Genomic DNA, 19,383 nt, shown 5'->3' with positions numbered 1-19,383 from the left:
ATATCACACTACTAATTATTAAAAAAGTTGACTATTATGGTAATTATTTTTGCGAAAATTTCTTCATGAACTCAGCAAGCTTTTCAACATTTTCAAGAGGAACAGCATTATAAATGGATGCACGGCATCCACCGACTGAACGGTGACCATTTAATCCAACAAAACCTTCTTCTTTTGCCTGTTGAAGAAAAGCTTTTGTTGCCTCTTCACTTTGTAAAGTGAAAGTCACATTCATCTTTGAACGGCTATTAAGGGTGGCATGACCGCTATAAAAACCTTCACTCTCATCAATGGCATCGTATAGAAGCTTAGCTTTTTGATCGTTTATTTTTTCAATTGCTGTTACACCGCCTTGATTTTCAACCCAATCAAGGACAAGTTTCAATAAATAAATAGCGATGGTAGGCGGCGTGTTATATAAGGAATTGTTCTCTGCGTAAGTTTTGTAATTAAGCATGGTTGGTAACGCATCTGTAGAGCGTTCTAACAAGCTTTTCTTCATAATTACAACAGTAACTCCAGAAGGTCCTAAATTTTTCTGTGCTCCCGCATAAATCAAATCAAACTTTTCAACTTGAAAATTTTTGCTTAAAATATCACTCGACATGTCTGCAATTAAAGGAACAGGTGAGTCTGGGAAGCTTTGCCATTGCGTACCAAAAATTGTGTTATTACTAGTAATATGAAGATAGGCAGTTTCAGCTGAAAGATCTGAAAGAGTAAACTCTGGTATCATTTTGTAATTGCTATCTTTACTTGAAGCAAGAATGCTTGTTTGTCCAACTTTTTTAGCTTCTTTTAACGCTTTTTCAGACCAAGCCCCAGAGAGGATGTAGGAAGCTGTTTGACCTTCCTGCAGTAGATTCATTGGAACCATAGAAAACTGAGTACTAGCACCACCTTGTAAGAAAAGGACTTCATAATCATCAGGAATGTTCATCAGCTTTCTAAGCTTTGAGATGGCACCATCGTGAACCTCCTCATAGGGCTTACTTCTATGGCTTAACTCCATTACCGACATACCGGTACCGTTAAAATTAAGCAAATGCTTTTGAGCTTCAATTAGAACCTCCGCTGGAAGAGCAGCTGGTCCTGCATTAAAATTAAGTGCGCGATTCATACAATACATACCTCCATTTAGATATTTACGGTTTAAAGCAGCAAAGAAAAAAGATATATTTATCCTAACAGAAAATCGTACTATGTAAAGATGAGAATTTGAACATTATGAAAATTTTAAAAAGGAATAGAAAAAGACTGTCCTAAAAGAACAGTCTTACAATTCACTGCTGATAGAATCCGCGATTTTACGAAGATCCTCTGGGGTGTAGTTGCTTTGATTTGACTTCCAAACTGCTCCAAATCCATCTCCTTCACCGTATCGAGGAATTAGATGCATATGGAAGTGGAACACTGATTGTCCAGCCTTTTCACCATTATTATTCACAAGATTTAGACCAACCGGGTGATAGGCATCTTTAATGGCATTGGCAATCTTCGGAGCCACTTTGAATAATTCGCTTGAAATTTCGGGAGTTAATTCGTATAGGTTTTCCTTATGTACCTTTGGAATGATTAATGTATGTCCCTTTGTTACTTGGCTAATATCTAAAAAGGCTACCACGTGGTCATTTTCAAATACTTTCGCAGCCGGAATATCTCCATTCACAATTTTGCAAAAAATACAATCGCTCAATATTTGTCCCTCCTAATCATATGTATGTATATTTTACCATATTATTTAAACAAATAAGAGGGCAGGATTCGCAAGGAATCCCGCCCGTTCTTGAAGGGGAAAGCTTTTTAATCGTTCTATAGCAATAAATTCTCTTTGATAAACACCTCATTTAAAAATGATTTGTCTATAGAGATTTCGATCCTTTGTTCAAGCGAACCATCCCCTTATCTTTATATGTTTTACAACTTATAAAGCATAGCAGATTGGTCTTTTGCGAACACCTCATTTATAAAAATGTGGTTAGATCAAAGCATATAGGAACGTTTAACGTATCGTGATTGATTATTATCGCCCACTGACACCTCATTTCGATGATTGAACATCTACTTGTTGTTCCCCTTCGAATATTATCATGCCCGCATTAAGAGGTTCTATACAAAAAGAAATGAAATTTTTTTATAAATGCCTATTTCTATTTTTTACAATGACATTTTGTTAAAATGATGCTAACAACTAATGGAGGAAGATAAATGACACTTTTGCAGCTTTCAAATATAACCGGTGGATATACTAGAAACCCTGTCCTAAAAGATATTTCTTTTGATGTGAAAGCGAATGAAATTGTAGGTCTTATTGGACTGAACGGGGCAGGCAAAAGCACAACCATTAAACATATTATTGGCTTGATGGAGCCACAATCGGGTGATATTACGATTAATGGAAAAGCCATACATACAAGCAAAGAGGAATATAGACGAGAATTTACGTTTGTACCTGAAACACCCATTCTTTATGATGAGTTAACATTAGATGAGCATTTACGGTTAACAGCTATGGCATACGGATTAGATGAAAAGACCTTTCAGGAGAGAAAAGAAACTTTGTTAAAGGAATTTCGAATGAGTAAGAGGCTAAAGTGGTTTCCTGCTCATTTCTCAAAAGGGATGAAACAAAAGGTAATGATCATGTGTGCTTTTTTAGTTCAGCCCTCTCTTTACATTGTGGATGAACCCTTTGTAGGACTTGATCCACTTGGCATTCAATCTTTGTTAGATCTTATGAAGAAGATGAAGGAAAGCGGAGCAGGGATATTAATGTCTACCCACATACTTGCAACGGCGGAAAGGTATTGTAATCGGTTTGTTATACTGCATGAAGGAAAGGTACGGGCGAAGGGCACGTTAGCAGAATTAAGAGAGCAATTTTCTATGCCGGATGCTACACTTGATGATCTTTATATTCAACTCACAAAGGAAGAAGACTATGTTTGATGCACAGAAGCTGTGGAGGGAGCGACTCGGAACAGCAAGTAAAGAAATTGGTCGTTATTCCCGATATATCTTTAACGGTCATATCGTCATTGTTCTTGTTTTTTTATTAGGAACTGCTGCTTTTTACTATCAAGAATGGGTAAAGACATTATCAGGCGATTTTCCCGTTGCCCTGTTAATGGCAATCATTTTATCCCTAGTGGTTACAATTAGCCCGATTTTTACTTTTGTGGTTGATCCTGATAAAGTGTTTCTTCTTGCCCTTGAAGAAAGACTACAATCATATTTTAATCGCAGCATTCTTTTGAGCTTTTTTATTGGCTTGTATATGTTAGTACTTTTCCTCGGTGTCTTAATGCCGATTTACGCTCAAGTAACAGGAAGTGGGTTTCATCATTTCCTCCCATTCCTTGTCGTTTTAGCTGGGCTAAAACTGTTAAATCTGTATATTAGATGGACAGTGCAATATTATGTGGAGGAGTCTACTCAAAGGCTGGATACGCTTATTCGGTTTGTGGTGAATGGAGTATTTTTATACCTTTTGTTTAATCAAGCAGCTATTTGGTTCATTGGAGTTGTCGCTTTTTTATTACTTCTTCTTTTCTTTACATACTATAATCAAACAAAGAAAAAAGGCTTAAAATGGGAGCGTCTTATTCAGCTAGAAGAAAGAAGAATGATGTCATTTTATCGCTTAGCTAATCTTTTTACAGATGTTCCTAAATTAAAGGATGAGGTAAAGAGACGCAGATGGCTGGATTGGATTCCCTCTAGTTTGCCGTATCAACAAGATGCTACATTTTTACATTTATTTGTACAAACTTTTATCCGAGGTGGAGACTATCTTGGATTATGGACACGCTTAACCGTTATTGGAGGACTTGTCCTTTATTTTGTCACTTTTGGATATGGACAAATTCTTTTTGTTGTCTTGTTTATTTACTTAACAGGTTTTCAATTGCTTCCATTGTGGAATCACCATCAAAATAAGCTATGGATACAATTATATCCAGTAAGAGAAATAACGAAAAAAGGATCTTTTCAGAAGCTGCTATTTTACGTATTAAGCATTCAATCCTTATTACTCTCCGTTCCCATTGTATTAAAGGGAGAATGGCTTGTCAGTGGGATTGCATTGATTGCTGGAATTGCATTTAGTTATTTGTTTGTTTATCAGTACAGTCATAAAAAGCTGACGTAAATTTTAAAAAGCTGGTTACACTATGACTACCCAGAGTAGAAAGGGGAGTCATGATGGAAAACACAAGTCAATTTGTTGAAAAACTGGCAGAAGATAAAAAGAAGGACCTGAAAAATAAGAAGCGTGGGGGAAATGGTCACCCAGAGAAAAGGCTTCCGAATAAGCAGCATTAGGTTGAAGAAGGCGATTGCCTTCTTCTTTTTTTGAAACAAAAATCTTGTTTTAAACGTATAAAAGAATGGAGGGGAAATTTTAATGAACGAATACGAATTAAAGGCATATCATGAAATTGTTTTATGGAAACGGAAATTATTAAAAAAATCACCATTCCTTCAGCGAGTTTCTAAAAAAGCACAAGGAAAAATAAATGAATTAATCCCTGCAAAGGCGCATCAAATCATTACTGATAGTATTAAACAAATGGTTAAAGCTCTACTAGTAGGATCGTATGTCACTACAAAGAAAGAGAATAGGATAGGTTCATCTTTAATGGAAAAAGATAAAATAGCTGCTGAAAAACTTTCCTTTTACCGTAAAACAGCAACACTAGAGGGAGCGGGAACAGGGGCGGGAGGTATATTTTTAGGCTTAGCTGATTTTCCGCTACTACTGTCCATTAAAATGAAGTACTTAAGTGAAACAGCTACTATATACGGTTTTAATCCCGAAAAGCTTGAGGAACGAATATTTATTTTACATGTGTTCTCACTCGCCTTCTCAAGTGATGAAAAAAGGCTGGAAACATTAGAGGTGATTGAAAATTGGGAGGAGAGAAAGCAAAATTATGAAGATATGGATTGGCAATCCTTCCAACAAGAGTACCGGGACCATATTGATTTTATTAAGATGCTTCAGCTAGTCCCAGGGATTGGAGCCGTCGTAGGAGCATATGCGAACTATAATCTTCTAGACTCTTTAGGGGAAGTGGCGATGAACTGTTATCGACTGCGTTTACTTAAAATGGCCCCACTGCCTGAGTAGTAGGGCATTTTTTTTTTGCTTGAGACAATAAGGCTTGATCAAAAGTGAGGGGGATTTGGACAGGAAAGGCCAGGAAAAAGGTGAGTCAGTCCGAAACAGGGGTTTATTTAGACAGAATTAGGTTCAAAATGCTTTTCGTTGTCTTAAACACAGGCTACTTTAAAAGGAAAAAGCTTGGAGGTTATCTCCAAGCTTTATTTATAGTTAATGGCAGCTGACCCAAGCGTTTTAGCAGCTACGAGTAGTGCTTGTTCATCAATGTCAAATTTCGGATGATGATGTGGGTAAGCAATCTCCACACCAACAGGCTTAGCCCCCGTAAAGAAGAAGGTGCCTTTCACATGCTGGAGATAATAAGCGAAATCTTCTCCACCCATTTGGAGCTCTGCCTCTTCTACCACTTTGATGTCTTCCATATCCTTTGCTAGTTGAACTAGATACTCCGTTTCTTCATTATGGTTAACAACTGCCGGATAACCTTTTATATACTCATACGAATAGGAGCAGTCGGAGGCAATGCAAGTCCCTTTTACAATGCGTTCGATTTCGTCAGCGATAAAGTCACGAAGGTCTTCGTTAAATGTGCGGACGGTTCCGATTAATCTTGCTTTATCCGCAATTACGTTAAATGCATTGTCTGCGACAAAGGATCCAACGGTAACGACCGCCGACTCTACTGGACTAACACGTCTACTTACGATCTGTTGTAAATTGGATACAAGTTGAGCGCCAACAACAATGGAATCCTTTGTTTTATGTGGCTGTGCTCCGTGTCCCCCTTTGCCTTGGACGGTAATCACAAATCGATCTGCTGCTGCCATAATAGGACCTGTTCGGTATTGGATTTTTCCTGTAGGCTCGCTTGCCCATAAATGCGTACCAAATATAACGTCTACACCTTCAAGACAACCCGCTTCAATCATGGAAGCCGCGCCTCCTGGAGCGTACTCTTCTGCATGTTGATGAATCATAATATATGTACCGTGAAGATCGTCTTTTAATTCATGGAGTACTTTAGCTAGGACAAGTAGGGAGGCTGTATGACCATCGTGCCCACAAGCATGCATAACACCTGGAACAGTTGATTTGTAAGGGACATCCTTTTCATCCTGAATAGGAAGTGCATCAAAGTCTGCACGTAAGGCGATTGTTTTTCCAGGATAGTTTCCTTGTATCTTTGCTACTACTCCATTGCCACCGACACCTCTTTGAACTTCCACGCCGAGTTTTTCGTAATAAGATGCGATAAAGTTAGCCGTGTTCACTTCCTGAAAAGAAAGCTCTGGATGTTGATGTAAGTATCTTCGAATTTCAACCATTTCAGGATAATAATCTTCTAGCTTCGTAAACAGTGTCGTAAGCAAATTAATCCCCACTCCTTTTACTAATTTCAGATAATTATAACATTTTTTTTGCTGGAAAAATGGTGAAAGTTTGCTAGAATGTTGAATGAATTGTAAAAAAGGGGATTTGATGACAGGTATGAATTTTATTTATTCTAAAAGGGCTCATGCAATTTCAGTATTATCATTGGTATTATCTATTTATTTCTTTGCTGTTGCTAGTGGTGAGGGAGGATCTTCTTTTGATACGTGGAGTCAACAGGTCATTAGTAATTTGTTTGGAACATCTTCACATACTTTTTTCGAAATAATATCTGAATTTGCCTCAAAGCAAGGGATTGGTATCGTTGCAATACTATTTATCAGCTGGTTATGGTGGAAGAAAAAAGATTATACAGCTATGGCTGTATTCGTTTTAGCCATTGCATCAGGAAATATGGTTAATAAGTATATAAAGGATTTTGTTGGAAGAGAAAGGCCATCCACTGCACCAGCTGAGGATTTGTTAAGTCTAAGCTTCCCAAGTGGTCATGCCATGGTAGGGATTATTCTATATCTGCTGATCGTGTATTTTCTTGTTAATCATTTGAATAAGAAGTCTACTCAAATCATGTTTGGAACAATTATTGGTGTATTGGTGCTTTTAGTAGGGATAAGTAGAAATGTTCTTCTAGCTCATTATCCTTCAGATGTATTTGGGGGATTTGCGTTAGGATATCTTTGGACATATGTATGGATTATTATTTATGAAATGATAGGGAAAAAACGAAAGACTACCTACAGGTAGTCTTTCGTTCCAGACTGTAGACAAACTCGAGGGATTTCGAGTTTGCCTATGGTCTTTTTTATTTTAAAATATAGATAGGATTCAGTGTGGTTAGATTTCCACTCCGGGTGGCGCTTTCCGCGGGCGGGGCCGAGCCGCTTCCCTCGCTACGCTCAGTCCAGGGTCTCGACTGTCCCGCTTTTCCCGCAGGAGTCGCCACCCTCCGTTCCAATCAATTTATTACACTTAATCAACCATTTTTATCTAGAGGTGACCAACCATGATGACTAAAAATCAGTTTAATGAACGAGAACAATTAGAAATGCTAGCGATTGATCAATTAGTTCCACAAGATCATTTAGTTCGCAAGCTAGAGTCAGCTATTGATTTCTCATTCATCTATCCGTTGGTGAAAGACCTTTATTTGGAAGTAGGACGTCCAAGTATTGATCCAGTCGTTTTATTTAAAATGGTGTTTATACAATACATATTTGGGATTCGTTCCATGCGCCAAACCATAAAAGAGATTGAAACTAATGTAGCTTATCGGTGGTTTTTAGGATTCGGCTTCTATACAGAAGTACCTCACTTCTCTACCTTCGGTAAAAATTATAAGCGTCGTTATCATAAATCCAGTGTGTTCGAAGACATCTTCTACCATATTTTGAAGGAGATTATGGATAAAGGTCTATTGTCTGCTGACCATGTATTTGTAGACTCTACACATGTAAAAGCGAGTGCCAATAAACGCAAATATGATAAGAAAGTTGTACGTAAAGAAACTCGAGCTTATGAAGAGAAGCTCCAATTGGAACTCAATCTAGATCGAGAGGAACATGGTAAAAAACCCTTCCCTCCTGATAAGTTTGAGAAAGAAGAATGGAAAGAAATTAAGGAAAGTACGACTGACCCAGAAAGTGGCTACTATGTAAAGGATGAACGGACCAAGCAGTTTGCGTATTCGTTCCATACAGCCACAGAGGAAAAAGGATTTGTGTTAGGTACAATTGTAACTCCAGGAAATGTTCATGACAGTCATTTGTTACAGCCACTAATTGAAAAAATTATCGAAAAAGTAAAGAAGCCACTGGCTGTCGCAGCGGATGCGGCTTACAAAACACCGGCCATTACTAACTTTTTATTTGAAAATCAAATGTTACCTGTCCTTCCTTACACACGCCCAAAAACAAAAGATGGTTTTTTCAAAAAGCATGATTATGTGTACGACGAGTATTATGATTGCTATCTATGCCCGCAAGGGCAACAACTAAAGTACACGACTACCACGAAGGAAGGGTATCAACAATATAAATCGAATCCGGCTATATGTGTAGAATGTCCGTTTTTATCTCAGTGTACAGAAAGTAAGAACCATCAAAAGCTCATTCAGCGTCATATTTGGGAGGCTTACATAGAAGAGGCAGAACATCTACGTCACACTTATACAATGAAACAAATATATGCAAGACGTAAAGAGACGATTGAACGTGTCTTTGCTGATGCGAAGGAAAAGCATGGTATGCGTTGGACAACCCTACGAGGGATTAAAAAATTGTCCATGCAGGCGATGCTTACTTTTGCTGCCATGAATTTGAAGAAACTGGCTACTTGGACTTGGCAAGGTGCTTGACGATGACTCTAAAATTTTATTTCATAGGTTTTGAGTCAAAGTTTTAAGAGTAAACCTGCTGATTGGAGCGGAGGGTGCTTGACTCCTGGGGGATCAGCGGGACAGGTGAGACCCCACAGGAGCGTCAGCGACGAGGAGGCTCACCGCCCGCCCCCCCGGAAAGCAAGCACCCGGAGCGGAAATCAGCCTTTTTCCCACAATTCCCAATCAAATAAATGACAAAAGATAGCGAGAAGAACTTCTCACTACCTTTTGTCGACAATCTGAAACGAAAGACTACCTACAGGTAGTCTTTCGTTCGTTAAATAGATAAAAACTTCACACAAACAGCATAAGGAACGGTAATGTCAGATTGAAGCAGACTTAGTTTACCAGTTTCTTTGTCTCTAGCAAAAAGGACAAGGTTGCCTGACTCTTGATTAGATGCAACAATATACGATTCTGTAGGGTCTAGTGCAAAGTCACGTGGCCAATCACCTTCTGTTGGTGTATGTTCTAAAAATGAAAGGGAGCCATTTTCGTCTGCAACAAAGCTCGCAATACTATTATGTCCTCGATTTCCAGCGTACACAAATCGCCCATCAGAGCTGATGTGAATCGCGCTTCCTTGATTGTTTTCGGTAAAACTTGAAGGAAGTGTAGAGATGGCTTGTATTTGTTTTAAGCTACCGTTAGATGAATCGTATTGAAGGACAAGTACTTCTCCACTAAATTCTGTCATCACATAAGCGAGTGGTTTTGTTGGATGAAACACAATATGTCTTGGACCACTTCCAGGTTTCACAGAAAGTTCATAAACTAGAGATAATTGATCTTCTTTCAGTTCATATGTAAAGATCTTATCAATTCCAAGTTCAACTGCCACCACGTATTTTCCATCAGGAGTTAGGCCAGAGTAGTGTGTATGGGCCTTTTCCTGTCTAGGATCTGGACCGCTTCCAGTGTGGGCAACACTTGAAGAAGCAGGTTGAATTTCACCCGTTTCTGGGTTTACCGTATGCACTTCAACTGTTCCTTTATGGTAATTCGCGGTAAACAGTGCCGTATTATCCGGGTTAATTTCTAAGTGACAAGGAGGAGAACCAGCCGACCCTTGATCATTAATTTTTTGAAGCTTTCCTGTACCTTCTTCAATTGAAAAAGAAGTTACTCCACCAAGATCACCGTTTTTTGAAACCGAATAAAGAAATTTGTTATCTCCGGTAATAGAAACATAGGTAGGGTTTTCTACTTTACCAGCAAGTTCAACCTCTTCTATTTTTCCTGCTTTTGTGTCTAAAACAAAGCGATAAATCCCTTCGCTATCACCTTTTGTGTACGTTCCTACATATCCAATTACTTTATCAGCGCTACTCAAGGCATTCCCTCCAATAAATTAATATACAATGTTATCCTATTCTTACAGTCATTGAAAATCAAGAAGGAAGTCTTATTTTAATTATCACCTTGACAAGAAATAGCGAGTAATGTTAACTTTTCAGAAAAGTCCGTAGAACGAAACTAAACATATTTTAGAAAGAAAAAGATTCTAGGGGAGTAGGTTCGACATGATTATTTCTCGTCTCACGATGATACTCGGAGAACTGATAGGAGCGAAGGTGCCTATTACGAGCGAGTATTTAGCTAGTGTTATTAAAGTAACATCAAGAACCATCCGAAATGATATGAAAGACCTTCAGGCAATCCTTGAAAAGAACGGTGCAGATATAAAATCAGTTCGAGGAACAGGATATGAACTAGTTGTAAATAATAATCAACTGTTCATCACCTTTATAAATGAAGTGTTTCAAGATACGGCTGAAACGAGCGTTGGCAGACCGGACTCACCTGAAGAACGGATAAGGTATATTATTACGAGGCTACTTCTAACAAATAAATTTGTAAAGCTTGATCACTTGGCTGATGAAATATTTGTTAGTCGCTCAACAATTTTAAATGATGTAAAGGATATTAAGAAAATCCTCTCACGGTATGGATTAAGTTTAGAAAAAAAACCTAATTATGGTTTAAGGATTAAAGGTGATGAAGTAAAGGTCCGCTTTTGTATGTCGGATTATATTTTTAATAAAAAAAGGGACGAACTTGATATTGTTAATGAACAACTGAATATCCTTACCAAGGAAGAAATTTTAGTGATTCGAAACGTCATTTTAGCACTTATTAGAGAGCATCATATCACCCTATCTGATGTCGGTTTAAATAATTTAATTATCCATGTAGCAATAGCTTGTAAGCGTATCCGTGAAGGGAATCATGTGTTATTGTATTCAGATGAGCTAAATGAAATTATTGGACAAAAAGAATTTTCTGTTGCTGAGAAAATTGTAAAAAACCTAAGTGAAAGCCTCATGGTTGATTTTCCAGAAAATGAGGTCGCTTATATAGCGATTCATCTTTTAGGTACAAAAATGATTGAAAAATCACCTGGTGAGCAAGTGGAGAAAGTGATTGATAAAAAAATTACTCAGTTAGTATCAGACATTCTTGCCAAAATTGATGAAAAGCTGTCATTAGGAATTAGCCAAGATAAAGAACTCTTAGAGCAAATGTGTCTACATATTAAGCCAGCAATCAATCGTTACCGTTATGGAATGAACTTGAGGAATCCAATGATTAATGAAATCAAAGCCAATTATCCAGTAGCATTTCAAGCAGGGCTCATTGCTGGTAAAGAGTTGAAAAAACAACTTAGTATTGATATAGACGAGAATGAAATTGGATACCTAGCCCTCCATATTGGAGTAGCCATGGAGCGGAAGCAAATCCACCACGGTCCGAAAAGATGCTTAATTGTATGTGCATCAGGGGTAGGTAGTGCGAGATTGCTTTACTATAAGCTTCAGTCAACTTTTGGACCGAAGCTTGATATTGTTGACACAACCGAATTTTATAAGCTTCAGCAGATGGATCTACATGATATTGATTTCATTATCAGTACAGTACCTATTCAGCAAAAAATGTCCATTCCAGTCATTCACGTGAACACATTTTTAGGTGATCAAGATTTAAATAAAATTAAGACGGTTGTGTCAGAGCAAACGACAACCCTCGAGTATACAAGGGAAGAACTAGTATTCTTACAACAAGCACTTTTATCGAAAGAAGAAGTGTTATCTTACATGTTTTCGAATTTGAAAGAAATGGGTTTGATAGATGATGATTTCATTGAATCAGTGAAGGAGAGAGAATCTCTTTCTTCGACCTCCTTTGGAAATTTTGTTGCAATCCCACATCCATTAAATCCATTAACAGACGAGACATTTTGGTCAATTTGTACCTTACAAAAGCCAATAGAGTGGGACGATAAACTTGTCCAATTTGTTTGTTTGCTTAGTGTTGAAAGAGATAGTAGCGGAGATTTACAAAGAATGTACGATATGCTCGGTAAAGTGATCGATGATCGTGAGCTGGTACAACAATTAATAAAGGCAAAGTCCTATCATGAATTTAAAGACACCTTCTTAAAGCTGTAGAGGCTGGTGTCTTTTCTTTTAAAAAAGGGAATTGATTGTAAGCGATTACTTTGTGTGTCAGTAAAGGAGGACTTTTGATGAATATTTTATTATGCTGTGCAGCTGGTATGTCAACAAGCTTACTAGTAAGAAAAATGAATCAAATTTCAGTCGATCAGGGGGAAAATAATAAAATCTGGGCAGTACCCGGGGATGTTGTTTATAAACATATAAAAGATGCAGACGTTATCCTACTAGGACCACAAGTTCGTCATTTACTGCCTGAACTCAAGAGGCTTGGAGATGAAAAAGGAATTCCAGTGGAAGTGATCAATACTGTTCATTATGGAACTTGTAATGGTGTAGAAGTTTTAAAATATGCAAAACTATTAAAAAATATATAAAGCGAAAACAGGTTGATAGGCTACCTGTTTTTTTTATGTAAAAAAGAATTCAATAGCCATTTCCTTTGAGAAACGGAAAAATGATAGATGTAGGTGAAAGCGTTTTACACTTACAATAAAGACATCAAGAAGAGAAACAAAGCAAAATAATAAAAAGTAAGACTTCTTGATATCAGTCAATCTTTCACTTAAACGCTCTCAGAATAAGAGAGTATTCGAGAATAATAGGAGGAATTATGATGAACATCTTATTATGTTGTGCGGCAGGTATGTCTACAAGTTTACTAGTAACAAAAATGGAAGCGGCTGCAAAAGAACAAGGCCTTGAGTCAAAAATTTGGGCAGTAAGTGCAGACCAAGTAAAAGCAAATATCGATCAAGCGGATGTATTGCTTCTTGGACCACAAGTACGTTATCTATTACCTCAAATGCAACAACTTGGAAAAGAAAAGAATATCCCGGTTGATTCTATTAACCCAATTCACTACGGAATGTGTAATGGGGCAGAAGTGTTAAAAACAGCTGTAGCACTAAAAAACTAAATATCTCTGTATGAGAAGGGAATGAAACGTGATGAATAAGTTTTTAGGTTTCCTTGAATCAAAGTTTATGCCTTTTGCTGGTAAATTAGCCGCACAAAGACACTTAGGCGCTTTAAAGGATGGAATTATCCTAGCCATGCCAATGATTATTATCGGTTCTGTATTCCTAATCTTGGGTTTCCTACCGATTCCTGGCTATGCTGAGTTCATGGCAAGTGTGTTCGGAGATCAATGGTTAGCAAAACTAATGTATCCAACAGATGCAACGTTTAACATGATGGGTCTAATCGCTGCATTCGGTATTGCATATCGTCTAGCTGAGCGGTATGGCATTGACGCCATTACAGCAGGGGTAATCTCACTGTGTGCATTCTTATTAGCTACACCATTCAATGTACCGTTTACTCCAGATGGAGCAGCAGAAGCAATTGCAGTTGGCGGAGCGATTCCAGTTGCATTTATGGGAAGTAAGGGACTTTTCGTAGCCATCTTAATCGCATTATTCTCTACAGAAGTATATAACCTTATTCTTAAGAAAAATATCGTTATTAAAATGCCAGATAGTGTTCCACCAGCAGTAAGTAAGTCGTTTGTTGCACTAGTTCCTGGTTTTATCGTTATTACTACGATCTTCCTTATTCGCTTAGTAATTGAGTACTTTGGAATCAGCAGTATTCATGATGTGGTTCAATTAGTACTTGGTAAGCCACTTGGATTATTAGGTGGAAGCTTAATCGGTTCAATTGTTGCCTACATGCTTATTATGATGCTTTGGTCTGCAGGTCTTCATGGAACAAACATCGTTGCAGGTGTACTAAGCCCAGTTTGGTTAATGGCAACAGAAGAAAACCAAATTGCGTTCCGTGCAGGTGAAGAATTACCGAACATTTTCACATCACAATTCTTTGAAGTATTCGTCAATATCGGTGGTACAGGTGCCACATTTGGTCTAGCGATGCTCATGCTTTTCTGGGCAAAGAGCCAACAAATGAAGGCGCTTGGTAAATTATCGGCTGGTCCTGGAACATTCATGATCAACGAACCAATCATCTTTGGTACGCCAATCGTTATGAATCCATTACTAATCGTACCGTTCTTCTTAACACCAATCGTGTTAATCATTGTAACGTATTACTCAATGAAGTTAGGTTTAGTTGCGAAGCCAGCAGGTATCGCGATTCCTTGGACAACGCCGCCAATTATCGGTGGATACCTTGCAACTGGAGGTAAAATCTCAGGTGCGGTTATGCAGGCTGTCAACGTCGTTATTGCTCTAGCTATCTACTTCCCGTTCTTCAGAATGTGGGATAAGATGAAGCAACAAGAAGAAGGCGGAGTAAATAATTCATCTAAAGTGAGCTAATTAAACATTAAAAAAATAGTAGAAGTATTCTCACATGAGTTTGTGTGAGAGTGCTTTTTATACGGAGGGACTTACAATGGCAACGATGGAAGAAACAGTATTTCAGATTATTTTACATGGTGGAAATGGAAAAAGCTCTTCAATGGAAGCGATCGCAGCAGCGAAACGTGGAGATTTCACAGAAGCACGTGCAAAACTACAGGAAGCTGCAGATGCATTAAACGAAGCACACCATGTTCAAACTTCATTGATTCAAGGTGAAATTAGAGGAGAAAAGGTAGAAATTTCTCTATTAATGGTTCATGCTCAAGATCACTTAATGAATGCAATCACATTAAAAGATTTAGCAACTGAATTTGTGGATCTGTACGAAACGATTAAGTTAGAGAAAGTTTCTAGCTAACCTTTTGTTACAGTAATTTCTGCGGAAAGAAGCATAATAACAAAGAATTGGTTCTGGTGTAATAGCATCAGAACCATATTCATTACTTTGGAATAAGGGAAAAGTGAAGGAGAGATTATCATGATACATAAGCAATTAAAACCGTTTCCAGAAAAATTCCTTTGGGGGGCAGCTTCTGCAGCTTATCAAGTAGAAGGTGCATGGGACGAGGATGGAAAAGGACCATCAAACTGGGATTTATTCGTACGCATACCTGGAAAAACATTTAAAGGAACAACGGGTGATGTAGCAGTCGATCATTACCATCGATATAAAGAAGATGTGCAGTTAATGGCAGAAATGGGAATGAAGGCATATCGTTTTTCTGTAGCGTGGACAAGAATTCTTCCACAAGGAAAAGGGGAAGTTAATGAGAAAGGTCTAGAGTTTTACGACAATCTAATCAATGAGCTCGTAAAGCATAATATTGAACCTGTTCTTACGCTATATCATTGGGATCTTCCTCAAGCGTTACAAGATGAATATGGTGGTTGGGAATCAAGAAAGATTATAGAAGATTTCACGAATTACAGTAACATTTTATTCAAGCGATTTGGTGATCGTGTTAAGTATTGGGTAAGTTTAAATGAGCAAAATATTTTTACGATGCTAGGGTATCAGTGGGCAGCTCATCCACCAGGAGTCAAGGATGACAAACTCTTTTATCAAGTAAATCACCATGCTAATTTAGCAAATGCAAGCGTCATTAAAGAGTTCCGTAAATATGTTCCGAATGGGAAAATCGGTCCTAGCTTTGCTTATTCGCCTGCCTATGCTGCCACATCTAAGCCAACAGATATATTAGCCGCTGAAAATGCAGAAGAATTTTCGAGCCATTGGTGGATGGACGTATACGCGTGGGGGAAATACCCAGAGGCAACTTGGAACTATCTAGAAAAAAACGGATTGGCACCAAAGGTAGAAGAAGGCGACTTTGAATTATTAAAAGCTGGTAAACCTGATTTCATGGGTGTAAACTATTACCAAACAACCACATACGAAGAAAACCCGCTTGATGGAGTAACAGAGGGCCATTTTAATACATCAGGGAAAAAAGGAACAACAAAAGACAGAGGAATTCCAGGTGTATTTAAAACGGTCAAGAATGACAATTTAGAAAGAACCAACTGGGATTGGAATATAGATCCGGTTGGACTTCGAATTGGACTTCGTCGCATACAAAGCCGATATGGCCTGCCAATCTTAATCAGTGAAAATGGGTTAGGGGAGTATGATAAGCTTGAAGAAAATGATGTGGTAAATGATGAATATCGTATTGACTATATTCGAACACATCTAGTAGCCATACAAGAAGCGATTTCGGATGGTGTTGAGATGATTGGATATTGCGTATGGTCATTTACCGATCTATTAAGCTGGTTGAATGGATTCCAAAAACGTTACGGATTCGTTTATGTGAATCAACACGAAGAAGGAGAACACGACCTTCGTCGAATCAAGAAGAAAAGCTTTGGATGGTACAAATCCGTGATCGAATCAAACGGTGAGAAGCTATAAGCATATTAGGAGGTTTTAATGATGGCAAAGAAAACTTTTACAGTAATTGATGAAACAGGTATTCATGCAAGACCAGCAACACTTCTTGTTAGCACGGCAAGTAAATTCAACTCAGATGTGAAACTAGCTTACAAGGAAAAGGAAGTTAACCTCAAGTCTATCATGGGTGTCATGTCTTTAGGTATTCCTAAAGGTGCATCAATTACAATTACAACTGAGGGTGCAGATGAAGAGGAAGCGTTAAAAGGTCTTACGGATGTATTAGCTAAAGAAGGACTTGCTGAATAAAATCAAGTAGCCCCATTCAATTTTTGGATGGGGTTTCTAATTGGGAGAGAAGATACATGTCCAAAAAATTGGTCTTTTTTGATATTGATGGAACATTATATAATGAAGAAAAAAAGTTACCACAATCGGCAAAGGAATCTATTCAGCAGTTAAAGGATCTAGGTCATGAGGTTGCTATTGCCACCGGAAGATCGCCTTTTAATATAACCGAGATTCGTAAGGAATTAGAAATAGATAATTATGTAAGCTTTAATGGACAGTATGTCGTATTAAATGGACAAGTGATATACAAAAATCCAATCAAAACCTCAGCTTTAGAAGAACTTACAAATTATTCAACTAAAAATCAACACCCGATTGTGTATCTTGATCACGAGGATATGAAGGGGAATGTAGAGTCACATACAATGTTAGAAGCAGCTGTTGGTTCTTTAAACGTGAGTGGAAAGGTTGGATACGATCCTCTATACCACCGAGATCGAGAAATATATCAATCCTTTTTAATATATAGAGATGAAGATCAAGTGGATTATAAATCAGCATTTCCTCAATTAGAATTTATTCGTTGGCATGACTATGCGGTTGATGTGTTACCTGCTGGTGGATCAAAGGCGATAGGAATTCAAGCGGCTATGAACCATTTTGGTATTGCACCTGAGCATGTGTATGCTTTTGGAGATGGATTAAATGATATTGAGATGCTTTCCTTTGTTAAGAATAGCGTAGCAATGGGAAATGCACACGAAAAGGCGAAGAGTGCTGCTAAATACGTAACCAAGCATGTGGATGAAGATGGGATCGCATACGGATTAGAATTGGTCGGACTGTTGAAATAAAAAAACATCGTCAGAAGGAATCTGACGATGTTTTTTTCTATATTAAAAAGATGGCTACAATCGTGGTAACGATGAGACCAATACAAACTGGAAGCAGGTTTCGTCTAGCTAATTCAAACGGGTCAACATTACAAATGGCGGCTGCGGGAATCAGAGCCCAAGGAACTAATGTTCCACCCCCAACCCATATGGCCGAAATTTGGCCGAGAGCCGTTAATGTGGCAGCACCTGCACCAATTCCTTCAGCAAACAGGTTGGCAACAGAACCAGCCAATGAAATGCCTGAGAAACCTGATCCATCTAACCCAGTAATAGCTCCGACCGTTGTAAGAGTTACGGCTGCAATTTCATTGCTTAACGGAACAATACCAGCTAAGGAGATACTAAGGTCATTGACGATCCCTTGTGATGCTTCAGGTAAATATTCTCCAATGATGACTGAAAAGCCAGCATCGCCAAGATAAAAGAAAGCAGCAATCGGAATAACAGGTCCAAAAACCTTAAAACCAAATTGAAATCCTTCTATTAAGTAGCTTGTTGTTTTTTCAAGTCCTTTGTTTTTATGCCCAACGATTGTAATTAGTATGAGGATAACGATCGATGTTCCACCGACTAATGCCGTTGCGTCCCCTCCTTGTAAATCGAGTAAGAACATGGCGACAACATCTAATAAAAACAAAATGGGAATCAGCAATGAGAAAAATCTTTTCTGTTTAAGAGATAATAAGTTTTTCTCTGTATTTTCATCCGTAGACTTAGATTGAATATAAGAAGTTGTGGTTAGCTTCCCGAGCTTCATATCTCTTTTTAAGAAGAAGAAAGCAGTTATGGTGGTAACAGCACCCATGACGATGACAAGAGGAACACTCGCACTAATGACCTCACTAACTGGTAATCCAGCAGCATCAGCAGTTAATTTTGGTGCAGCCTGAATTATAAAATCACCTGAAAGCGCAACTCCATGACCAAATAAGTTCATAGCCATTGCTACACCTAATGCAGGTAGACCGACTCGGATTGCAACAGGTAGTAATACGGCACCTAGGAGTGCAACGGCAGGAGACGGCCAAAAAAACCAAGAAATAACCATCATCAAAATACCGATCGTCCAGTATGCGAGTGTTGGTGTACGGATGATTTTTGCAAAAGGAGAAATCATCACATCATTAATACCGGTTGCAGTTAAACTTCTACTCATAGCTACGATTATGGAAATGACTAGAATAGTTGGGAGTAACTCAGTAATAGCATAAATAAAACTAGAAAATATATCACTAATAGAAGCGCTAAGTGAACCGGTAGCAGTAATCGCTATTAAAAAAATTCCCGTTATACACACGAGTGAGGTATCTCTTCTCATGACCATGAAACCTATAATTAAAATGATAAAGGAAAGGTAAATCCAATGTAATGCTGTTAACTCAATACCCATCGAACAAACTCCTTTCTCCTATAAAAGGGAGCATGCCTTTTTAGGCTGTTTCCCTAATATGGTTGGTTGCTACAGAATATGTAAAATGGGCAAAGATGTGAGAGGGAAAAGAAAATCTTTCCGTCTCTAGACGGAGAAAAAGAACACCTAGAGTTTGGTTCAAGTTTACAAAAGAAGAGGTAAAATGAATGAAGGAGAAAATAGAAAAGTATCGAATTATTAAGCTATTGATTGAA

At 38.1% G+C, this 19,383-nt stretch carries 19 protein-coding genes; 14 read left to right on the top strand and 5 right to left on the bottom strand.

From position 1 onward, the window contains the following. Positions 1-43 precede the first annotated feature (43 nt). Complete coding sequence (serC, locus tag ACVBAX_RS11490; protein WP_447117140.1) at positions 44-1,120, bottom strand: 3-phosphoserine/phosphohydroxythreonine transaminase; 1,077 nt, start codon at positions 1,118-1,120, stop codon at positions 44-46. 156 nt (positions 1,121-1,276) lie between these two features. Next, positions 1,277-1,696 (bottom strand): HIT family protein, encoded by a 420-nt coding sequence (locus ACVBAX_RS11485; RefSeq protein WP_447117139.1) that lies wholly within the window; start codon positions 1,694-1,696, stop codon positions 1,277-1,279. A 512-nt stretch (positions 1,697-2,208) separates the two neighbouring features. Here ACVBAX_RS11485 and ACVBAX_RS11480 point away from each other — a divergent pair. The 4 genes from ACVBAX_RS11480 (at position 2,209) to ACVBAX_RS11465 (ending at position 5,131) form a co-directional block, all read left to right on the top strand. Next, positions 2,209-2,949 (top strand): ABC transporter ATP-binding protein, encoded by a 741-nt coding sequence (locus ACVBAX_RS11480; protein ID WP_447117138.1) that lies wholly within the window; start codon positions 2,209-2,211, stop codon positions 2,947-2,949. Further along, positions 2,942-4,150, top strand: coding sequence for an ABC transporter permease (locus ACVBAX_RS11475; protein WP_447117137.1), 1,209 nt, complete (start codon positions 2,942-2,944; stop codon positions 4,148-4,150). Before ACVBAX_RS11480 ends, ACVBAX_RS11475 begins: the two co-directional genes overlap by 8 nt. 50 nt (positions 4,151-4,200) lie before the next feature. Further along, entirely contained in the window at positions 4,201-4,323 is a 123-nt protein-coding gene (locus ACVBAX_RS11470) for a DUF4023 family protein (RefSeq protein WP_447117136.1), read from the top strand. A gap of 82 nt (positions 4,324-4,405) precedes the next feature. Beyond that, entirely contained in the window at positions 4,406-5,131 is a 726-nt protein-coding gene (locus ACVBAX_RS11465) for an EcsC family protein (protein WP_447117135.1), read from the top strand. 194 nt (positions 5,132-5,325) lie between these two features. On the opposite strand, the gene ACVBAX_RS11460 is transcribed toward ACVBAX_RS11465, so the two are convergent. Next, complete coding sequence (locus ACVBAX_RS11460) at positions 5,326-6,495, bottom strand: M20 family metallopeptidase (protein WP_447117134.1); 1,170 nt, start codon at positions 6,493-6,495, stop codon at positions 5,326-5,328. A 109-nt stretch (positions 6,496-6,604) separates the two neighbouring features. On the opposite strand from ACVBAX_RS11460, the gene ACVBAX_RS11455 reads away from it, so the two are divergent. Beyond that, the gene (locus ACVBAX_RS11455; protein ID WP_447117133.1) at positions 6,605-7,261 is read left to right on the top strand and encodes a phosphatase PAP2 family protein; all 657 of its coding nucleotides are present in this window, start codon (positions 6,605-6,607) and stop codon (positions 7,259-7,261) included. Between the two features lie 259 nt (positions 7,262-7,520). Next, entirely contained in the window at positions 7,521-8,870 is a 1,350-nt protein-coding gene (locus ACVBAX_RS11450) for an IS1182 family transposase (protein ID WP_447117132.1), read from the top strand. Positions 8,871-9,171: 301 nt separating this feature from the next. On the opposite strand, the gene ACVBAX_RS11445 is transcribed toward ACVBAX_RS11450, so the two are convergent. Next, complete coding sequence (locus tag ACVBAX_RS11445) at positions 9,172-10,227, bottom strand: lactonase family protein (RefSeq protein ID WP_447117131.1); 1,056 nt, start codon at positions 10,225-10,227, stop codon at positions 9,172-9,174. Between the two features lie 190 nt (positions 10,228-10,417). Here ACVBAX_RS11445 and ACVBAX_RS11440 point away from each other — a divergent pair, with 190 nt between their 5' ends. The 8 genes from ACVBAX_RS11440 (at position 10,418) to ACVBAX_RS11405 (ending at position 17,715) form a co-directional block, all read left to right on the top strand. Beyond that, positions 10,418-12,343, top strand: a complete 1,926-nt coding sequence (locus ACVBAX_RS11440; RefSeq protein ID WP_447117130.1) for a BglG family transcription antiterminator — start codon at positions 10,418-10,420, stop codon at positions 12,341-12,343. Positions 12,344-12,420: 77 nt separating this feature from the next. Then, entirely contained in the window at positions 12,421-12,726 is a 306-nt protein-coding gene (locus ACVBAX_RS11435; RefSeq protein ID WP_447117129.1) for a PTS sugar transporter subunit IIB, read from the top strand. 239 nt (positions 12,727-12,965) lie between these two features. Then, the gene (locus tag ACVBAX_RS11430; protein ID WP_160548206.1) at positions 12,966-13,268 is read left to right on the top strand and encodes a PTS sugar transporter subunit IIB; all 303 of its coding nucleotides are present in this window, start codon (positions 12,966-12,968) and stop codon (positions 13,266-13,268) included. Positions 13,269-13,299: 31 nt separating this feature from the next. Then, positions 13,300-14,631, top strand: coding sequence for a PTS cellobiose transporter subunit IIC (gene celB, locus ACVBAX_RS11425; RefSeq protein WP_447117164.1), 1,332 nt, complete (start codon positions 13,300-13,302; stop codon positions 14,629-14,631). A 76-nt stretch (positions 14,632-14,707) separates the two neighbouring features. Beyond that, entirely contained in the window at positions 14,708-15,034 is a 327-nt protein-coding gene (locus ACVBAX_RS11420; RefSeq protein ID WP_066054491.1) for a PTS lactose/cellobiose transporter subunit IIA, read from the top strand. Between the two features lie 120 nt (positions 15,035-15,154). Continuing rightward, on the top strand, positions 15,155-16,591 hold the full coding sequence (locus ACVBAX_RS11415; protein WP_447117128.1) for a glycoside hydrolase family 1 protein: 1,437 nt from the start codon (positions 15,155-15,157) through the stop codon (positions 16,589-16,591). 21 nt (positions 16,592-16,612) lie between these two features. Further along, positions 16,613-16,879 (top strand): phosphocarrier protein HPr, encoded by a 267-nt coding sequence (locus tag ACVBAX_RS11410; protein WP_119707141.1) that lies wholly within the window; start codon positions 16,613-16,615, stop codon positions 16,877-16,879. A gap of 56 nt (positions 16,880-16,935) precedes the next feature. Continuing rightward, positions 16,936-17,715, top strand: a complete 780-nt coding sequence (locus ACVBAX_RS11405) for a Cof-type HAD-IIB family hydrolase (RefSeq protein WP_447117127.1) — start codon at positions 16,936-16,938, stop codon at positions 17,713-17,715. A gap of 37 nt (positions 17,716-17,752) precedes the next feature. Here the strand turns inward: ACVBAX_RS11405 and ACVBAX_RS11400 are convergent, their stop codons facing one another. Next, the gene (locus ACVBAX_RS11400; RefSeq protein ID WP_447117126.1) at positions 17,753-19,147 is read right to left on the bottom strand and encodes a hypothetical protein; all 1,395 of its coding nucleotides are present in this window, start codon (positions 19,145-19,147) and stop codon (positions 17,753-17,755) included. Between the last annotated feature and the right edge of the window lie 236 nt (positions 19,148-19,383).

Source organism: Robertmurraya sp. GLU-23 (assembly GCF_052983275.1).
The sequence above is the reverse complement of the archived record's forward strand: the minus strand, read 5'-3'. Positions and strand labels throughout refer to the sequence as shown.